Here is a 15,982-nt window from a genome sequence, read left to right as displayed (position 1 = left end):
GTGTTACTCAGCTCAATTGGAACGCGCTTGGGTAAAGGTGGTGGAGGACAAATAGCCACATAATTAAAGTCCCGACCGACAAGAAGGACGTCGCTGAAACGGTGTGGGCGGCAAGCTGCGGTTCTTGATTGTAGTGTTTTGCCAACAAAAAGATGTTCTTGGCGGTGGGAACAGCGGCCGAGACGGTGGCGGCAATTGTCCACAGCGGATCAAGCCCGATAAGGTGTGCGGCCAGCAGCACCAGCCCGGGTGCCACAATCAACTTGGTGAGCGTTAAAAACAGAATCAACGGGCCGGTCTGAACAATCGTCCGTACACTGGTGGTAAAACCAATGGCAAACAGCGCAACCGCCGCCAATGCCTGACTGAGAAGTTCGAGGTAATCCGAAACTGAGTCGGCAAACCCTATACCGGTGAATGAATAGGCAAGGCCAAGCAACGTTGCTGCAATGATCGGGTTTTTCAGTACGTTCAGGATTATCCTGAAAACCGATGTTTTTTCCTTTGCTGCGTGCCCTGCTGAGCTTTCAAGAATTGTGGTCAGGATCAAAAGCAAAATGGCGACCACCAGATTTGCCAATACGGCTGGCAACGCTCCGCTTGATCCAAAGATGGCGTGAAGGATGGGCAGGGCAACAAGTGCAGTGTTGGATGCAACAGCTGCAAACGCGGCGACAGTTGCCGACCCGATTGACAAGTTCAGGACACTTTTCAACCCCAGGAACAAAACAGCGAAGAGAATGACCAGCGTCCCGCCATAGGCAAGGTAGAAACCGTAATTGAGCAGATTCTCGAACTTTTCCTGACCGATCAGATAAAACATGATCGCAGGGATCAGGACATAGACCGCAAACTGAACCAAATAGTCAGACGTGTTTTTGTCCAATAGGTTTGTCCAGGCGAACACATAGCCTGTCAAAATGACCGCAAAAACAGGAGCTATGAGATTGATGAGTTCCATTCAGATTAGGGACCACCACCCGCGCATTCTGTAAAAACTAAGCACCACTTTAGGATAAATCCCGGAAATTTCGCGGGAAAATTTTAAACCAGCCCTGTTCTACGGCTGCGTTGGAATCGATTTTAAGTTTCAGCACTCTTTCGCCGGTGCTTTTTGTCCTCAATTGCAACCGTTGCCGGGTCCACATCGCGAACCAGTCGGTCCTCACCAGACAGACAGACGAACCGCTGCCCGCGCATACGACCGATCAGGGTCAGGCCGACCTCGCGCGCGATCTCGACGCCCCAGGCGGTGAAACCGGACCGGGACGCCAGCACAGGGATACCCATCATCGCCGTCTTGATCACCATTTCCGAAGTCAGACGACCCGTAGTGTATAGAACTTTGTCTGCAGCAGGTTCGCCTTCGGACAACATCCAGCCTGCGATCTTGTCCACCGCATTGTGACGGCCGACGTCTTCCATATAGACCAATGGCCGGTTTTCACGGCACAAGACCGTGCCATGAATTGCGCCCGCCTCAAGATACAGCGACGGGGTGCGGTTGATCTTGGCCGCCAATTCATAAAGCCAAGAGGTACGGACCTGCACCTGCGGCAGGCGAACGTCTTCCAGCCCTTCCATCATGTCGCCAAAGACCGTTCCGACCGCGCAGCCACTGGTGCGGGTCTTTTTCTTCAACTTGTCCTCGTAAGAAGTTTCGCGCGCCGTGCGGACCACGACAGTCTCCAGATCGTCATCATAATCGACCTGCGTGATCTCATCATCGACCAGCAGCATCCCCTGATTGCGCAGAAAGCCCAGCGCAAGATATTCGGGGTAGTCGCCGATGGTCATCGCGGTCACGATCTCCTGAGAATTCAGGAAAATCGTCAACGGGCGTTCTTCGACAACCGATATACGACTGACCTCGCCATTCTGATCCACACCATCGACCGCGCGGGTCAAACGTGCCGATCCGGGGTCGGGAGCGATAATGTATTCTGACAGGTCCGTTTCCGTGGCCAATTGCAACCCTTTCCCAAGCCAGCTACTGCTGCTGGCAACACCATAGGATTTAGCCATGGCATTCACCACATCCAAGTCATACTTCTGGAGGGGTTTTCGGGACGGAACTCCGTTTATTTTCGTCGCGATTCCGTTCGGTACGCTATTCGGTGTCTTCGCGACCGAAGCAGGGCTGAATATCGTGCAAACCATGGCGTTTACCGCAACCGTGTTCGCAGGTGCAGCCCAGTTCGCAGCCCTGCAACTGCTACAGGACAACACGCCCACAGCCATCATTCTGGTTTCGGCCTTGGCGGTAAATTTGCGGATGGCCATGTATTCGGCCTCGCTGACGCCGTATCTGGGCGCCGCACCGATGTGGCAACGCGCCATAGCTGCCTATCTGACCGTGGATCAGTCCTACGCCTGTTCGATTGTCCAATTTGAGAAAGAGCCTGACCTGACAATACCGCAGCGCATGGCATACTTTTTTGGCTCGGTAACGCCAATTACGCCGCTCTGGATCCTGGCCACTTATTTGGGAGCGGTTCTGGGCACGCAAATCCCTGAAAGTTGGGCGCTGGACTTTGCGTTGCCGATCACGTTTCTGGCGATGATTGGGCCGATGATGCGGACCTTGGCCCATGTAGCGGCAGCATTGGTTGCGATCATCGTATCACTTCTTATGGTCGCCATTCCCTACAATTTGGGTCTACTGATCGCCGGTTGTGCCGGAATGATGGCAGGTGCCCAGGCGGAACTGTTTATGGAACGCAGAAAGGCCAAACTATGACCCCAGTCGATCCGACCACCATGTGGACCATCATTGTGGGGCTGGCTGTTGGCAGCTTTACCTTGCGTTTCGTGTTTATCGGTTTTGTTGGGGATCGCCCCATGCCACCATGGTTGCTGCGCCACCTGCGATACACGGCAGTGGCCATCCTGCCTGCATTGATCGCACCGCTGGTCGTGTGGCCTTCGGCCACCGAAGGGCAGCCAGATGTACCGCGCATGGCGGCCGCTGCGGTTGCACTGACTGTCGGGTTGGTCACAAAGAACGTGTTGGCGGCCATCTTTACAGGGGCCGCTACGCTCTATGGCCTTTTGTATTTAATTGGCTGAGACCGCATCCAACTGGTTGAGCTGCGCGTTGTTCGCAGCAAGCCCCTTTTGCAGATCCGCATCATCGTTCTCGCGGTATTCCGAGGTCACAACGCCAGGAATTTGCCCGAATTGCTCTGCCAGTTTGACTGGATAAAAAGTGACGTCAGTCTGCTCGAACCCGGGCACCTGCTGCAATATCCGGGCGGTCGAGTTGGCGCAGTACGCCCCTGGTACCGGACCTGACTGCTTGGCCAGCTGATACGCAATCTCGGCCTGCTGCGGAGTAACCTCAACCCTCTGAACCAGCGCATAATGCGTTTCGCGCGCGTGCGAGCTGCGATAGGCGCGCTCAACCGCCGGCGTGATGCCGTACAGAACATCGTCCTTGATCGGCACCACGTCTGCCCGGAACGAACCCGCCGGATCAAAGATAACCCGCTCGCTGGCGCTTATCATCAGCGAGGTGTGCGCCCCGGAGCCGGTGCGCGTGTTGATCATCGTGTAGAGCGTCAGTGTCGATGGTCCCGGATCACGGTAGGATCGGGAAATGATCTGTGTCTGATCAGCCTGGGGACGATTTGACCCGGCACAGCCAGCCACAGTTGCTGCCAGCAGGCAGGCAATCAGAATCCTGAACACGGAACCCTCCGGCCCAGATTACGCAGCGAAGACCGCCAGGAAAAGACAGAGGAGTGCGATCGCCACCACACACCATGTGGTGAATTTGATGAACCCGTCAAAGGTTTTGGTCTGAACGGTGATGTCCATCTCGCCGTGTTTATATTCAGCCATGTGTCTAAGAATCCCAATTCGCGTGTTTAAGATGGTGGATAATGCAAAACTGCGGCCCTGTCACGACGTCATTCGCGCACAGGTGAAGCAAAGACCGAGCATCCGGGATAGCCAAAACCCCAACGCCACGGCAGCCCGCTGCAGGGCCCGCCCCCAAACCGCACGGCCATATACATCGCCTCGGCCGTTATCGAATGAACCGAAAGAATCTGATCCGGCGTCATTTCATAGCGCGCGGCATATTCGTCCGAATGGGTTTCGCCGTGTTCTTTCACGCAGGCGCGCAGCGCGTCATCCGCAGACAGGCGCGCGTCAAAGCTGGCCTCGGCGTCAAGCGCGCCGCCGGCATTATGGTAGGTCTTGTCATGTGTGACACAACAGTATTCCCAGGGTGGATGCACCTCGTAAAGCGCACCAAACTTGGGAAACGTATCCGCCACCAGCCGCCAACTTGAAGAAAGTCCGCCGGAACAGCCATCCGTTTCGAACGGGATCGGCTCGGCAACTCCGCGGCTCCCCATCAAGGCGCGATGTGCGGGCATCTCGACGTTGCGCATCAGGTCTTGCGCAAAAGCAGGCATCGTAACACCAGCCAGTATGGCCGCGATCTTAAGGACTCTCATCGCGCATATCCGACGTATCGACTGACATCCCAAACGTGGTTGCCAGCCACAGAAGCAACCTCTCTCCCGGTCCCATTTCGGCGCGTACGCGCAAAACCTCTTGGGCGATGGCCGGGCGGTCCGTGATCAACCCATCCACCCCCATCGACGCCATGGCCGACATTTGCAGCGGATCATTCACCGTCCAGACGTAGATGTCCTTGCCCGCCTCATGAACCGAACGGATCAGGCCGGGCGTGACCATATTTGCGTTTACGGCAAGAAAATCGCCATCGAGTCCCGACAGGTTTCCCACAGCAGTTGCCGCCAGAACTCCGGCACGCCAATCAGGGCGCAGGGCCTTCATTTTTTGCACCGCCGGGTATTTCAGAGACATGGTGGCAATGTCATCCTGCATCTCCAGCTCTTCGACAACCGCTGCGACACGGTTTTCGAGATCGACGTCGTGCCCGTAATATTTCAGCTCGATAATGACCTTGGCCTTGCCTTTGGCCGCACTCAGGACGTCATGCAGGGTTGGGGTCCGTTCCGAGGCATATTCAGAGTCGAACCAGCTGCCGATATCAATCTCGGCAACATCCTCCATCGTGGCATCCCAAACCTTCAGGTTCACACCTGCCAGCTTCATGAAGTCACTGTCATGGGCGACGATCACGACACCGTCCGCTGTTTCCTGCACATCGATCTCGACCCAATCGGCGCCGTCTTCTATGGCCTTGAGCACAGATGCCATCGTGTTTTCCGGTCGCAGCGCCGCCGCGCCGCGATGCCCAATGACATCCGCATGGTCGGGTGCCTGAACTCGCTCCAGCAATCCCTGTCCGAACCACAGACCGATCAATAATGCTGCCACGGCAACTCCAACCGTCACAAGGACCGGAGCACGCAGGTTACCGGGTTCAGGATGGGGCACCGCCTTGGTCCTGGGTTCAAAAAAACCATCCAACAGGACGGCCAACGCACCCAAAGTCAACGCTGCCAACACGAGGCCAGCCAGTGACCAAAGACCGGCAACAATCAGGCTGATCATCAGGGCAAATTTCAGGTTGCCCCCCTCCTGCAAAGGAACGATCGCAAACAACAGCCCGGCCACAAATGCTATGGCTGCCGCAATCGCAACGCGCGCAGCCAGCCACAGGACCAATTCGATTTTGAGCCGTCCACGCTTGCCCTCCATCCGGCTGTCGCTTTCAGCGAAGGCTGCGGACGGCGCGACACCTTCGAACAGCACAAGATGCAAACCAAGTGCCCACCCGGATAACCTGCGGATCAGAACCCACGCCATGGCCAGAACGACCAAACCGATCAGGACAACCGCAACCCAAAAGGCCGGAGGGTGAAAGGTCAGGTAATAGTTGATGTCGTACTCCGTCAAAGTCCACCACGCGATCAAGGCCGCAACGGCGACGAACGGCAATGCCAACAAAAGGACACGAAGAACCAGTCGCACGGCGAAGCCGAACAAGGCGGGCAAGCGCGACAGGATCGCCCCAATCGCAGCGCTACCCGCGCGCCACGGATCGCTTTCACCCATGCGCAGCGATCCGGCCATGACGGAAAAGACGAAGACTTCGGCCAGAATGAAAAGGCTCAGGATCACAACACCGGCGATGAAACCGGCCGGCGACAGAAGGAACATGGCGATGTCCTGATCTGTCAGGGCTGTTTGGTTCGACAACGAAACAGCCAGGTTCACCACCACGGCGACACCAGGTGCAATCAGCGCGATCAGCAAAAGCCTAACCGCAAAATAGATTGGGACAAAGACACGACGCCGCGCCCAGGCACCTGCGTAGGCATCTGTAACGGCTGAGAAATGAGTCACGCGGCGGCCTCCTGAATGATCCGCTCATTCAAGGCTGCGAAGACGTGAATTGCAAGTCAGAGCGTCAGCTTTCCTCGAGATCCGCCGCCAGACGAAAACCGATGCGGTTGGCAGGCTTGTCTTCGATCGATTTGGGTAATGCGCGTAGCATTACGTTCAGTTGGCTCACATGTTGCACCAGCTGAGTCCGCGCCCCGCTTCCGTCGGAGCCATAGAACGTGATCATATCCGGGTCGAAATATCCCATCCCTTCGATCCGCATCACACCAGCATCACCACCGGTAAAACCCATGGCGACCTCGTGATCGCCGTCCAGTGTCTTTTCGAAATTCTGGATATAGAGGATCAGCCGCTCATAGGCCCATTGAGCAGGGCTTTTGGTGGCAACCGGCTTTTGCAAGGGCTCCGGCAGTTTCTTCGTGCCGGATTCCGCTTCGGGATTGGAATGCACCTCATAGCAACGAGGCAAAGCTGCTGCTTCGGCGGCTTCGGCTGTAGTTTCGATCTGATCCTGCATCTCGCTACCCTTTGCGTTGATATTGCCACGCTCCGTCCGCGCGCCGCGTCCGGGTTACAGTATCAATGTGGTAGAGATGGTTCAGGTGTGCAACCGCCTCGACCAATGCAAGGCCATATTCGCTTTCCTTGATCGAACGTTTGAACAAAGCCGTGAAGCATTCGGCGGCAGTCATCGGTTGGTTCAGTTCGTTTATCAGACGATCCAACGCGCCATGGTGGTTGTCGATCAGTTGGCGCATCCGCATCGGCAGACCGGTAAAGGGCAGCTTGTGCCCGCCCAGCACCAGATGATCGGGACGTGCCAGTGGTCGCAGTCGTTCGCAGGCTTCCAGCCAGTCAGCAACCGGATCGGCCATGGGTTCGGTCGCATAGACTCCGAGATTTGAACTGATCGAACTGAGAATCTGATCGCCGGTCAGCACCAGATTGTCGTCGCGGCTCCAGAAGGTTGCATGCTCGGGGGCGTGGCCGTTGCCCATATGCACATCCCAGTTGCGTCCGCCCATACGGATTACGTCGCCCTGCTTGACCCGGGTAAAGCCCAGTGGCATCGGATAAACGACATCGGCAAAGTTAAAGGGGCGCTCGGCCATTCGTTTGGCCAGGACATCCCCGGCCATACCGGCGCTACGGTAAAAATTCAGCGTTTCCTGCGGCCAGTTTTCCTGCACGTCCAACGTCAGCATCCGCGCGAACAACCAGGCGGTGCGGGTCGTCACCAGCTCGGCCCCATGCTCGGTCTGGAACCAGCCTGCATTGCCAACGTGATCGGGGTGGTGATGCGTCACCACGACCCGCTTGATCGGTTTGCCAGATAGCGGCCCGACCATCAGGCTATCCCAGATGGCTCGTGTCTTTTTCGACGACAGCCCGCTGTCGATCACCGTCCAGCCGCCTCCGTCATCCAACGCATATACATTCACATGGTCCAGCGCCATTGGCAGCGGCAGGCGCATCCACAATACACCCTCGGCAATCTCGGTTGCATCGCCCGGTGCCGGAGGTTCGTTCCACGGATACCGGATGGTCTGCCCCATATCACCGTCCATCAGACTGCCAACTCCTCAACAGTGAACGCATAAAGGTCATCCGCCCCTTTCTGCGCCTGTACCAACAGGCCCGTGTGCTCGGGCAGCAAGGCATTGATATAGTACCGAGCCAGCTTGGCGCGCGGCCCTTCCGGTTCAGCCAGAGCCGCAGACAGGTGGTAATGCGCGCCCAGAACACGTGCGAACGCGGTCAGATAGGCGGTCGCGCCGGCAAAGCGAGTGTTCATGTCGCTCTGCGACACCAGCCATTCAGTTGCTTCACGCAAGGTCTCGGTGGCTTCCCAGACCGGCCCTGCCAAGTCAGGCAACGTCGCACGAGCCTGTTCGGCCTGATCCTCGATTTCATCCAATAGGCGGGAGGCGGCATCGCCGCCGTCCATCATCTTGCGCCCCACAAGATCCATGGCCTGAATGCCGTTGGTGCCTTCATAGATCGCCGTAACGCGTACATCGCGATAATATTGGGCCGCGCCGGTTTCTTCGATGAACCCCATGCCGCCATGCACCTGAACGCCGGTTTCGGAAACGCGCATCCCAGTATAGGTTCCAAACGCTTTGCAGATCGGTGTCAGCAGAGCAGCACGTGTGCTCCACTCGACGTCACCGGTGGCCTGCGCCATGTCTATCGCTGCCGCGTTTGCCAACAAAATTGCCCGAGCTGCAAAAACATCGGCCCGCATATCCATCAGCATCCGGCGAACATCCGCGTGATCGATGATCGTGCCCGAAGGGGTCTTGCCCTGTTTACGCTCCAGCGCATAGGCCAGCGCATGTTGATACGCTCCTTCGGCTGCTCCAACGCCCTGCCCGCCGACGCCAAGACGCGCATTGTTCATCATGGTGAACATGGCTGCCATGCCGCCATGTTCCTCGCCCACAAGCCAACCTTTGGCCCCATCATACTGCATCACGCACGTGGGCGAGCCGTGCAGGCCCATCTTGTGTTCCAGCGAGACAACCTTCAGGTCATTGGCAGCACCGGCGTTACCATTCTCATCCGGGAGGTATTTCGGAACCAGGAACAAAGAAATCCCTTTGGTCCCCGGCACACCGTCTGGCAGACGCGCCAGAACCAGATGACAAACGTTCTCGGTAAAGTCATTGTCACCCCAGGAGATAAAGATCTTCTGCCCGGTCACGGCATAGGTTCCATCTCCATTGGGTTCAGCCTTAGAAGCCAAAGCACCCACATCCGAACCAGCCTGCGCTTCTGTCAGATTCATCGTGCCCGACCATTCACCCGCCATCAGCTTGGGTAGATAAAGCTGCTTTAGCGCGTCGCTGGCGTGATGCTCCAATGCTTCGATCTGCCCTTGCGACATCAGCGGTGCCAGTTGCAATGACAGGCACGCCGCGCTCATCATCTCGTTCACGGCGGTGGTTATTGTCATCGGCAGTCCCATGCCGCCATACTCCGGATCACCGCTCATGCCGATCCAGCCGCCTTCGGCAATGGATTTCCACCCCTCCGAATACCCGGGCGAAGTGCGCAGTACGCCGTTCTCAAGCCGGGGATGGGTCTGATCGCCAGGGACCTGCAGGGGCGCCATGACCTCCTCACACAACTTGCCCGCCTCGTTCAGGATCGCGCCGACGACATCGCCGGTCGCCTCTGAGAACTTCTCGGTCGCGGCGATTTGGTCAAAGCCAACCACATGGTCCAGCAGGAACTGATAGTCAGAAATTGGAGCGCGATACGGCATGGCTTCCCTCGAGGGTTATCTGAAGGTTTTTATGTGCGGGCTTGGAATCCGCAAGCCGCACCGGTAATCATCTGGGCTGGAACGATTACCTAACCTTCCTCATGTTGCAAGCAACCAAAACGCGGCGTCACGACCAATGATCCCCTACCGTACCGAGTATTTATCCGCCGATCCAGCCGGGCTGGCACAGGCCGCCGATCTGCTGCGGCAGGGGCAACTGGTCGCCTTCCCGACCGAGACCGTTTACGGGCTGGGCGGTGATGCCCTCAATGGCGAGGCGGTGGCGGCAATCTACGCCGCCAAAGGACGACCCAGTTTCAACCCGCTGATTGCGCATATCGCTTCGGTCGAAGCCGCCCGACGTTTCGTTAAGTGGTCCGACCAGGCAGAGCGACTGGCCGATACCTTCTGGCCTGGCCCGCTGACTCTGGTTCTGCCACTGCTTGAGGGGCATGGAGTGTCGTCTCTGGTCACAGCCGGGCTGGACACGCTGGCGATTCGAGTTCCTGCGCACCCAACGGCGCGCGCCTTGTTACAGGCTGTTGACGGCCCCGTCGCGGCACCTTCCGCCAATCCGTCAGGCCGGATCAGCCCCACTACAGCAGAACATGTGCGCGCTGGGTTGGACGGACGGATCGCTGCGGTTCTGGACGACGGCCCCTGCGGGGTGGGTTTGGAATCAACCATTGTCGGATTGGCCGGAGAGGCGACGCTGCTGCGCCCAGGAGGCGTGGCATTGGATCAGATTGAGGAAGTTCTGAACACTCGACTGCATCACCACCAATCGCACGATCTGTTGACCGCACCGGGCCAGTTGCAATCGCATTACGCGCCAGAAGCTCCGGTGCGTTTGAATGCAGAGACGCGGCAAGGCGATGAGATCGTCCTGGGCTTCGGTTCAGTCGAATGTGACGTAAATCTGTCTGCCAAAGGTGATCTGGTCGAAGCTGCGGCCAATCTGTTCGCAACCCTACACGATTTGGATAAATCCGGCCGCCCGATCGCCGTAACGCCAATCCCCGTTAAAGGTTTGGGAGCAGCAATCAACGACCGGCTGCGCCGAGCCGCCGCCCCTCGAAACTAGGCGCGGCCTGCGCTGGCCGACAGTGTCAGCGGGTCGACCCCAAGCGTTGCCAGAGCCGCCTCCCATTTCTCGTCATCGGGCAAGTCAAAGACCAATTTCGGGTCAGATTCCGTCGTGAGCCAGCCGTTCAGAGCGATCTCGTCCTCAAGCTGACCGGGTCCCCAACCCGAATAGCCCAGCGTCACCATCGAATTCAGCGGCCCTCGGCCCGAGGCCAGATCTTCAAGTACATCCATGGTTGCAGTCATGCTGAAATCGTCGCTGATCTGCATCGAGTGCAGATTGGCTTCGTAATCCGCGGAATGTAGGACAAAGCCGCGCGACATTTCGACCGGGCCGCCGAAATGGACCAGCCTTTCGCCAACAACCGGAATACGGCACGCAATGTTGAGCTGTTCCAACAGCGTCTTGATTCGCAAATCTGACGGTTTGTTGACAATCAACCCCATCGCCCCGTCATCCTCGTGGCTACAAACATAAACCACCGAGTGTTCGAAACGTGGATCACCCATGCCGGGCATCGCAATTAACAGTTTTCCGGTCAGGTCCATAAGGAGACAACTCTTGGCTCTGTTACCCCACAACAATGGCCCCGTGCGATGGGTATTGGCAAGGGATCAGAGGCGATTCCTTTGGATTTCACTACAGTGACCCGAACGTGACTTGGCAATTCGGCCTGTAAGGCGCATTTATAAGCTATGATGACGCTCTGGAAACCCGCCGCAGCCACCCTGATCGCCAGCCTGAGTCTGGCCTTTCCTTCGTTTGGTCAGGGCGTGGATAACCTCGTGCAGCTTGAGGTTCTGGATGGCGGCAAAACCGTCAATGGCACCTACCAGGGGGCGTTGCGCCTGACGTTGAAGGACGGCTGGAAGACGTATTGGCGCGCGCCGGGAGATGCGGGCATTCCCCCGCAATTCGACTGGAGCCGGTCCCGCAATGTGGGCGATATCGCGATCACCTGGCCCGCTCCGCATGTGTTTGACCAAAATGGGCTGCGCTCCATCGGGTATGAAGACCAACTGGTGCTGCCTGTCGAGATCACACCAAATAACCCGGCCAAGCCGGTAAGGTTGCGCGGAGAAATGGATTTGGGCGTCTGCAAGGATGTCTGTGTACCAGGTCGGTTGGGATTCGATCACACGCTGGACCCCGAGGCAATCCGTAATCCGGCAATTGCCGCTGCTCTGGCGCAACGGCCCTATTCTGCCCGCGAGGCCGGGGTTGCCGGCGCTGCATGTCATTTGACACCCACGAAAGACGGAATGCAGATAGAAGCACATATTACGATGCCATCGGCAGGCGGCACCGAAGTTGCCGTCATCGAACCCGGCAACCCAACACTCTGGGCATCGCAATCTGACGCTGAACGGCGAGGCAGCACACTGATTGCCCGAACCGAGGTCATCAATGCCTCAGGCGCACCGTTTGCATTGGATCGGTCAGAAGTGCGGATCACAATATTGGGTACCAAGCACGCCGTAGACATACTCGGGTGCAGTGCCGGCTGACGATATGAGCCAAACCCCAAAAATCGGTGCATTGGCCGTTGTTGTGCATCAAAACCAGGTATTGCTGGTACAGCGTGGAAAGCAACCTGACGCAGGTCTCTGGGGCTTTCCGGGCGGCCATGTCGAATGGGGTGAAACAGTGAAACAGGCGGCGGTACGCGAATTGCGTGAGGAAACTGGCATCGCGGCCCGCCCTTTGTCTTATCTCGACAATCTCGACCTGCTGCATCACGACGAAAAAGGAGCGGTGCGTACGCATTACCTGCTGGTTGGTGTCGCTTGTCAGTACCAGTCAGGGACACCTATGGCAGGTGACGATGCGCGCGACGCCCGGTGGTTTCCGACCGAGCAAATTCTGCGCAACAGTATACCGATGAGCGCCCGTGTCCCGGACCTGCTGGAAACGGCGCTACGGTTTGATCAGACTTTGGCTCGCCCGGACAAGCGCGCGTAAAGCAGCCCCGACGCCACAACCCCTACCACCAGGATCACCGCCGCCCCGGCGGCGAAGACACCAAACCCCATCTTCAACGCGTTTAGCCCATCTTCGCCAGGATAAAACTCTGCGAGCGGAGCGAATGGAACACCGGTAAATGCGGGCCAAACCATCGACACACCCAACCAGATTGCCAACGCGAAACCGGTGGCTGTCACCGCACCTCGCACAACCTGGTCTGGCGCCCGCATTGCGCGGCGCATGGCGGTCATCGGCCGCGAGACATCATTCAGAATGGCCAGCAGCGCGGGAACCAGAAGCAACACCAAGAGCATTCCAAAACCAAGCCCGTAAACCAGCGTGATCACCGTAGGTTTGAGAAATTGGGCCTGTTGCGAGCTTTCATACATCAGTGGCGTCAGGCCCAAGACCGTAGTCAGGGTGGTCAACATGACCGGGCGCAACCGATCCGCAGTGCCTTCGATAATCGAAGGCACCAGCCCGCGCTCCTGTTGATATGCGTCAATGGTTGTCACCAAAACGATCGAATCGTTGATGACGATACCTGTCATTCCCAGTAGGCCCACAACGGTGAACATACTGAGCGGGACGTCCCACAGGTAATGCCCCCAAATCGCCCCTACCAGGCCAAAGGGGATAATCGCCATCACCACCAGTGGCCTGGTCCAGCTGGCAAATACCCAGGCCAATACCAGATATATGCCGGTCAAACACAGTATCAGCCCGGTGCGCGCCTCCGAAAGAAACTCGTCCTCCTGCTCGCTCAGCCCCTCCATACGCCATTCGACTTGTCGCTCTGCCGCAATGTTGGGCAGGATTTCCTCCTGCAGAGCCCGTGCGATTTCTGCGGCCTTGGCCGGGTCATCCTCGGAAATGTCGCCGTTCACTCCTATCATCCGCAATCCATTCTCGCGACGGACTGACGAAAAGCCCGACTTACGCTCTACAGCGACAATATCGGCCAGCGGGACATACACCCCATCGGGCGAGCGCATCAGGGTTCGCTCCAGGAAATCGGCGGTCAGCTCATCCTCGGGCAGTTCCACCCGGATTTCGGTGCTGCGCGGTCCGTCGGGGAAGGTTGCAGCCTCAATTCCGTTCAGACGATCCCGCAACACGCGACCAAGCGTTTCTATCCGGAAACCCAGCGCCTCGCCCTGAGCAGTCAGATCCAGAATGAACTCTTCCTTGTCATAGGCCAGATTGTCCTCGAGTGCAGAAACCTCGGGGTATTTAGATAGCGCGGCTTGCAAATCCTCGGACGCGGATTTCAGCGTGTTCACATCCGCGCCGTAGAACTGAACATCAATTGCATCGCCACCCGGACCCGAGCGCCAGCCCCGGAAGCTGAGTAATTCTACCTTGGGGTGGCGAGGCACAAAATCCTGAAGTTCACCCACGAATTCAAAGCTGGAATAAGGTCGCAGATCGGCGTCGATCAGCTCGATCGAGATGCCACCCAACAGGTCAGCATCCTTTCCATCAGCTGCGGCCAGACCCCATCCAGCGGATCCGCCAACTTCAGCCAAGACATAGTCAATGGGATTGCGACCATGGCGGTCTTCGTAGATCTGGCCCAGTTCTTCGGTTGCACGCTGGACCATGCGCATCATTTCCAGCGTTTCCGTGCGCGTTGCCCCTTCGACCATGATGAAATTGCCGGTGACCGAACCGCGTTCGGGCGCATTGAAGAACCGCCAGTTCACTTCGCCTTTGATGAACAGAGAAATTTGGCTGGCTAGGATCACCAACATAATCGCAACAACGACATAGCGTGCCCAGACAACCCAGGCGACCAATGGGCGGAACAAGTTATCGCGCCCCCAGCGAAAACCCCTGTTCACCACCCGATTGGGCAGGTCGTACCAGTGTTCCTTGGTCGAATGCGCAATGGCATGGGCCATGTGGTTTGGCAAAATCAGAAAGCATTCGATCAGCGAGGCAATCAGAACAGCAATCACTGTATACGGAATATCGCGGATCAGTTCCCCAAACCGCCCGCCAATTGCCGTCAGGCCAAAAAAGGCGATTACGGTGGTCAGGGTTGCGGCGAAAACTGGCATCGCCATACGGCGCGCAGCACGTTCAGCGGCAACCATTGGCGCTTCGCCCAACCGGCGGGCGCGGAAATCGGCGTGTTCGCCCACAACGATGGCATCGTCCACCACGATACCTAACGTGATGATCAGGCCAAACAAAGACACCATGTTGATCGACAGCCCACCCAGATACATCAGAGCAATTGCGGCGGACATGGCCACTGGAATACCCGCCGCCACCCAGAAGGCAATGCGCGCGTTTAAAAACAGAAACAGAAGGCAGACAACCAGCCCCAAACCAACCAGGCCATTGTCGATCAGAATATCAAGTCGATCGGTGATGGCCTGCGCCCGGGTCCGGATCAGCTCGACCGTTATTCCTTCCGGAAGGCTGGCCTGCATGTCCAGAACAACGTCTTCAACTGTGTGCTGAATGCCGATTGCATCCCCCAGATTGGATCTGTCCACACGAATAGACATGGCCGGGTTGTCGCCGACAAAATAGCTTCTGTTGCGGGTGACCCCTTCAACACGGATTTGCGCGACATCACCCACAACAAGTTTCGAGCCGTCGGGGAATGTACGCAGCGCAACCCCTTCCAATTCTTCAGGTGTGCGTTTCTCGGTGCCGGTCCGAATACGTGCGTTTGCGCCGGTCACATCCCCGGCTGGGCTAGCCGTAACTTCGGCGGCGATGGCCGAAGAAATCTCGGACATCGTAATGTCATTGGCTATCAATTGAACAGTGGGCACTTCTACAACGATACGTGGGGCCGCCAGTCCACGAATAGTCGTCCGTGTCACACCGGCTTCAAACAGGCGATTGATCAGCTCATCTGTGAACTTCGCCAACTGTTCCGATTCGATTGGCCCCGTGATGATCACGTCTGTTACGCGATCCCGCCAAGCCGCCCGCCGAATGGTTGGCTCTTCAACGTCATCGGGCAAGTTGGTCACGCTGTCGATTGCGGTCCGGACCTCTTCAACCGCGCGGGCCATATCCCAGTTGGGTTCGAATTCCAGTTCGATACCAGCTGAGCCTTCGCGCGAGGTCGACTCGGTTCTCGAAACCCCTTCGACCGCCAGAAGAGCGGGCTCCAACAATTGAATAATGCCGTTGTCCACATCCTCAGGACCTGCACCGTCCCATTGGATATTCACGTTAACCCGTTCCAGGATCACATCCGGAAAGAACTGCGCGCGCATGTTCGGAATGGCCGCGGCGCCCAACACCAACATGACAAGCAATAGCAGGTTGGCCACTGTACGATGGCGGGTGAAATAACTGAGTATGCCTCCCGCCGCTCCGGGAATTTCGCGGATCATGGC

General features: G+C 57.5%; 16 protein-coding genes. 5 read left to right on the top strand and 11 right to left on the bottom strand.

The window, feature by feature from the left end; translation table 11 throughout:
- Window positions 1-7: 7 nt before the first annotated feature.
- Window positions 8-961: an AEC family transporter gene (locus tag AC2TCY_RS15910; RefSeq protein WP_480848806.1), complete on the bottom strand. Its 954-nt coding sequence runs from the start codon at window positions 959-961 to the stop codon at window positions 8-10.
- Between the two features lie 122 nt (window positions 962-1,083).
- Window positions 1,084-2,025 (bottom strand): formate dehydrogenase accessory sulfurtransferase FdhD, encoded by a 942-nt coding sequence (locus AC2TCY_RS15905; protein ID WP_480848805.1) that lies wholly within the window; start codon window positions 2,023-2,025, stop codon window positions 1,084-1,086.
- Here AC2TCY_RS15905 and AC2TCY_RS15900 point away from each other — a divergent pair.
- Both AC2TCY_RS15900 and AC2TCY_RS15895 read left to right on the top strand, forming a co-directional pair.
- The gene (locus AC2TCY_RS15900; protein ID WP_480848803.1) at window positions 2,024-2,740 is read left to right on the top strand and encodes an AzlC family ABC transporter permease; all 717 of its coding nucleotides are present in this window, start codon (window positions 2,024-2,026) and stop codon (window positions 2,738-2,740) included. The genes AC2TCY_RS15905 and AC2TCY_RS15900 overlap by 2 nt on opposite strands.
- Window positions 2,737-3,069, top strand: coding sequence for an AzlD domain-containing protein (locus tag AC2TCY_RS15895; protein ID WP_480848802.1), 333 nt, complete (start codon window positions 2,737-2,739; stop codon window positions 3,067-3,069). The genes AC2TCY_RS15900 and AC2TCY_RS15895 overlap by 4 nt, the downstream gene beginning before the upstream one ends.
- Here AC2TCY_RS15895 and AC2TCY_RS15890 read toward each other — a convergent pair.
- From AC2TCY_RS15890 to AC2TCY_RS15860, 7 genes are all read right to left on the bottom strand, one after another.
- A complete protein-coding gene (locus tag AC2TCY_RS15890) occupies window positions 3,058-3,690 on the bottom strand; it encodes a hypothetical protein (protein ID WP_480848801.1) in 633 nt (210 codons plus the stop codon). The two genes, AC2TCY_RS15895 and AC2TCY_RS15890, sit on opposite strands and share 12 nt — an antisense overlap.
- A gap of 18 nt (window positions 3,691-3,708) precedes the next feature.
- Window positions 3,709-3,843 (bottom strand): aa3-type cytochrome c oxidase subunit IV, encoded by a 135-nt coding sequence (locus AC2TCY_RS15885; RefSeq protein ID WP_480848799.1) that lies wholly within the window; start codon window positions 3,841-3,843, stop codon window positions 3,709-3,711.
- Between the two features lie 68 nt (window positions 3,844-3,911).
- Window positions 3,912-4,466 (bottom strand): hypothetical protein, encoded by a 555-nt coding sequence (locus tag AC2TCY_RS15880; RefSeq protein ID WP_480848797.1) that lies wholly within the window; start codon window positions 4,464-4,466, stop codon window positions 3,912-3,914.
- Window positions 4,453-6,291 carry a glycerophosphodiester phosphodiesterase gene (locus tag AC2TCY_RS15875; RefSeq protein ID WP_480848795.1) on the bottom strand — a complete coding sequence of 613 codons (1,839 nt, stop codon included), beginning with the start codon at window positions 6,289-6,291 and terminating at the stop codon, window positions 4,453-4,455. Before AC2TCY_RS15875 ends, AC2TCY_RS15880 begins: the two co-directional genes overlap by 14 nt.
- 64 nt (window positions 6,292-6,355) lie before the next feature.
- Window positions 6,356-6,808 (bottom strand): DUF6173 family protein, encoded by a 453-nt coding sequence (locus AC2TCY_RS15870; protein WP_480848794.1) that lies wholly within the window; start codon window positions 6,806-6,808, stop codon window positions 6,356-6,358.
- Window positions 6,809-6,812: 4 nt separating this feature from the next.
- Window positions 6,813-7,859: an MBL fold metallo-hydrolase gene (locus AC2TCY_RS15865; protein ID WP_480848792.1), complete on the bottom strand. Its 1,047-nt coding sequence runs from the start codon at window positions 7,857-7,859 to the stop codon at window positions 6,813-6,815.
- Complete coding sequence (locus tag AC2TCY_RS15860) at window positions 7,859-9,562, bottom strand: acyl-CoA dehydrogenase (RefSeq protein ID WP_480848790.1); 1,704 nt, start codon at window positions 9,560-9,562, stop codon at window positions 7,859-7,861. Before AC2TCY_RS15860 ends, AC2TCY_RS15865 begins: the two co-directional genes overlap by 1 nt.
- Before the next feature lie 136 nt (window positions 9,563-9,698).
- Between AC2TCY_RS15860 and AC2TCY_RS15855 the strand changes: the two genes are divergently transcribed.
- Window positions 9,699-10,646, top strand: a complete 948-nt coding sequence (locus AC2TCY_RS15855; protein ID WP_480848789.1) for an L-threonylcarbamoyladenylate synthase — start codon at window positions 9,699-9,701, stop codon at window positions 10,644-10,646.
- Here AC2TCY_RS15855 and AC2TCY_RS15850 read toward each other — a convergent pair.
- Window positions 10,643-11,197 (bottom strand): YqgE/AlgH family protein, encoded by a 555-nt coding sequence (locus AC2TCY_RS15850; RefSeq protein ID WP_480848788.1) that lies wholly within the window; start codon window positions 11,195-11,197, stop codon window positions 10,643-10,645. The two genes, AC2TCY_RS15855 and AC2TCY_RS15850, sit on opposite strands and share 4 nt — an antisense overlap.
- A gap of 147 nt (window positions 11,198-11,344) precedes the next feature.
- Between AC2TCY_RS15850 and AC2TCY_RS15845 the strand changes: the two genes are divergently transcribed.
- Together AC2TCY_RS15845 and AC2TCY_RS15840 are read left to right on the top strand one after the other, a co-directional pair.
- The gene (locus AC2TCY_RS15845; RefSeq protein WP_480848787.1) at window positions 11,345-12,157 is read left to right on the top strand and encodes a protein-disulfide reductase DsbD domain-containing protein; all 813 of its coding nucleotides are present in this window, start codon (window positions 11,345-11,347) and stop codon (window positions 12,155-12,157) included.
- A gap of 4 nt (window positions 12,158-12,161) precedes the next feature.
- Window positions 12,162-12,611 (top strand): NUDIX hydrolase, encoded by a 450-nt coding sequence (locus AC2TCY_RS15840; protein ID WP_480848786.1) that lies wholly within the window; start codon window positions 12,162-12,164, stop codon window positions 12,609-12,611.
- Here AC2TCY_RS15840 and AC2TCY_RS15835 read toward each other — a convergent pair.
- The gene (locus AC2TCY_RS15835) at window positions 12,578-15,979 is read right to left on the bottom strand and encodes an efflux RND transporter permease subunit (RefSeq protein ID WP_480848784.1); all 3,402 of its coding nucleotides are present in this window, start codon (window positions 15,977-15,979) and stop codon (window positions 12,578-12,580) included. The two genes, AC2TCY_RS15840 and AC2TCY_RS15835, sit on opposite strands and share 34 nt — an antisense overlap.
- Window positions 15,980-15,982 lie beyond the last annotated feature (3 nt).

It is taken from the genome of Ruegeria sp. HKCCD7181 (assembly GCF_057221055.1).
Note: the sequence above shows the minus strand (reverse complement) of the source record. Positions and strands in the feature narration are given on the sequence as shown.

What these genes read in the sequence shown, in the direction of transcription:
- AC2TCY_RS15910 (WP_480848806.1), bottom strand. Translation starts at nt 961, where the DNA reads ATGGAACTCATCAATCTCATAGCTCCTGTTTTTGCGGTCATTTTGACA.
- AC2TCY_RS15900 (WP_480848803.1), top strand. Translation starts at nt 2,024, where the DNA reads ATGGCATTCACCACATCCAAGTCATACTTCTGGAGGGGTTTTCGGGAC.
- AC2TCY_RS15905 (WP_480848805.1), bottom strand. Translation starts at nt 2,025, where the DNA reads ATGGCTAAATCCTATGGTGTTGCCAGCAGCAGTAGCTGGCTTGGGAAA.
- AC2TCY_RS15895 (WP_480848802.1), top strand. Translation starts at nt 2,737, where the DNA reads ATGACCCCAGTCGATCCGACCACCATGTGGACCATCATTGTGGGGCTG.
- AC2TCY_RS15885 (WP_480848799.1), bottom strand. Translation starts at nt 3,843, where the DNA reads ATGGCTGAATATAAACACGGCGAGATGGACATCACCGTTCAGACCAAA.
- AC2TCY_RS15880 (WP_480848797.1), bottom strand. Translation starts at nt 4,466, where the DNA reads ATGAGAGTCCTTAAGATCGCGGCCATACTGGCTGGTGTTACGATGCCT.
- AC2TCY_RS15870 (WP_480848794.1), bottom strand. Translation starts at nt 6,808, where the DNA reads ATGCAGGATCAGATCGAAACTACAGCCGAAGCCGCCGAAGCAGCAGCT.
- AC2TCY_RS15865 (WP_480848792.1), bottom strand. Translation starts at nt 7,859, where the DNA reads ATGGACGGTGATATGGGGCAGACCATCCGGTATCCGTGGAACGAACCT.
- AC2TCY_RS15860 (WP_480848790.1), bottom strand. Translation starts at nt 9,562, where the DNA reads ATGCCGTATCGCGCTCCAATTTCTGACTATCAGTTCCTGCTGGACCAT.
- AC2TCY_RS15855 (WP_480848789.1), top strand. Translation starts at nt 9,699, where the DNA reads ATGATCCCCTACCGTACCGAGTATTTATCCGCCGATCCAGCCGGGCTG.
- AC2TCY_RS15850 (WP_480848788.1), bottom strand. Translation starts at nt 11,197, where the DNA reads ATGGACCTGACCGGAAAACTGTTAATTGCGATGCCCGGCATGGGTGAT.
- AC2TCY_RS15845 (WP_480848787.1), top strand. Translation starts at nt 11,345, where the DNA reads ATGATGACGCTCTGGAAACCCGCCGCAGCCACCCTGATCGCCAGCCTG.
- AC2TCY_RS15840 (WP_480848786.1), top strand. Translation starts at nt 12,162, where the DNA reads ATGAGCCAAACCCCAAAAATCGGTGCATTGGCCGTTGTTGTGCATCAA.
- AC2TCY_RS15835 (WP_480848784.1), bottom strand. Translation starts at nt 15,979, where the DNA reads ATGATCCGCGAAATTCCCGGAGCGGCGGGAGGCATACTCAGTTATTTC.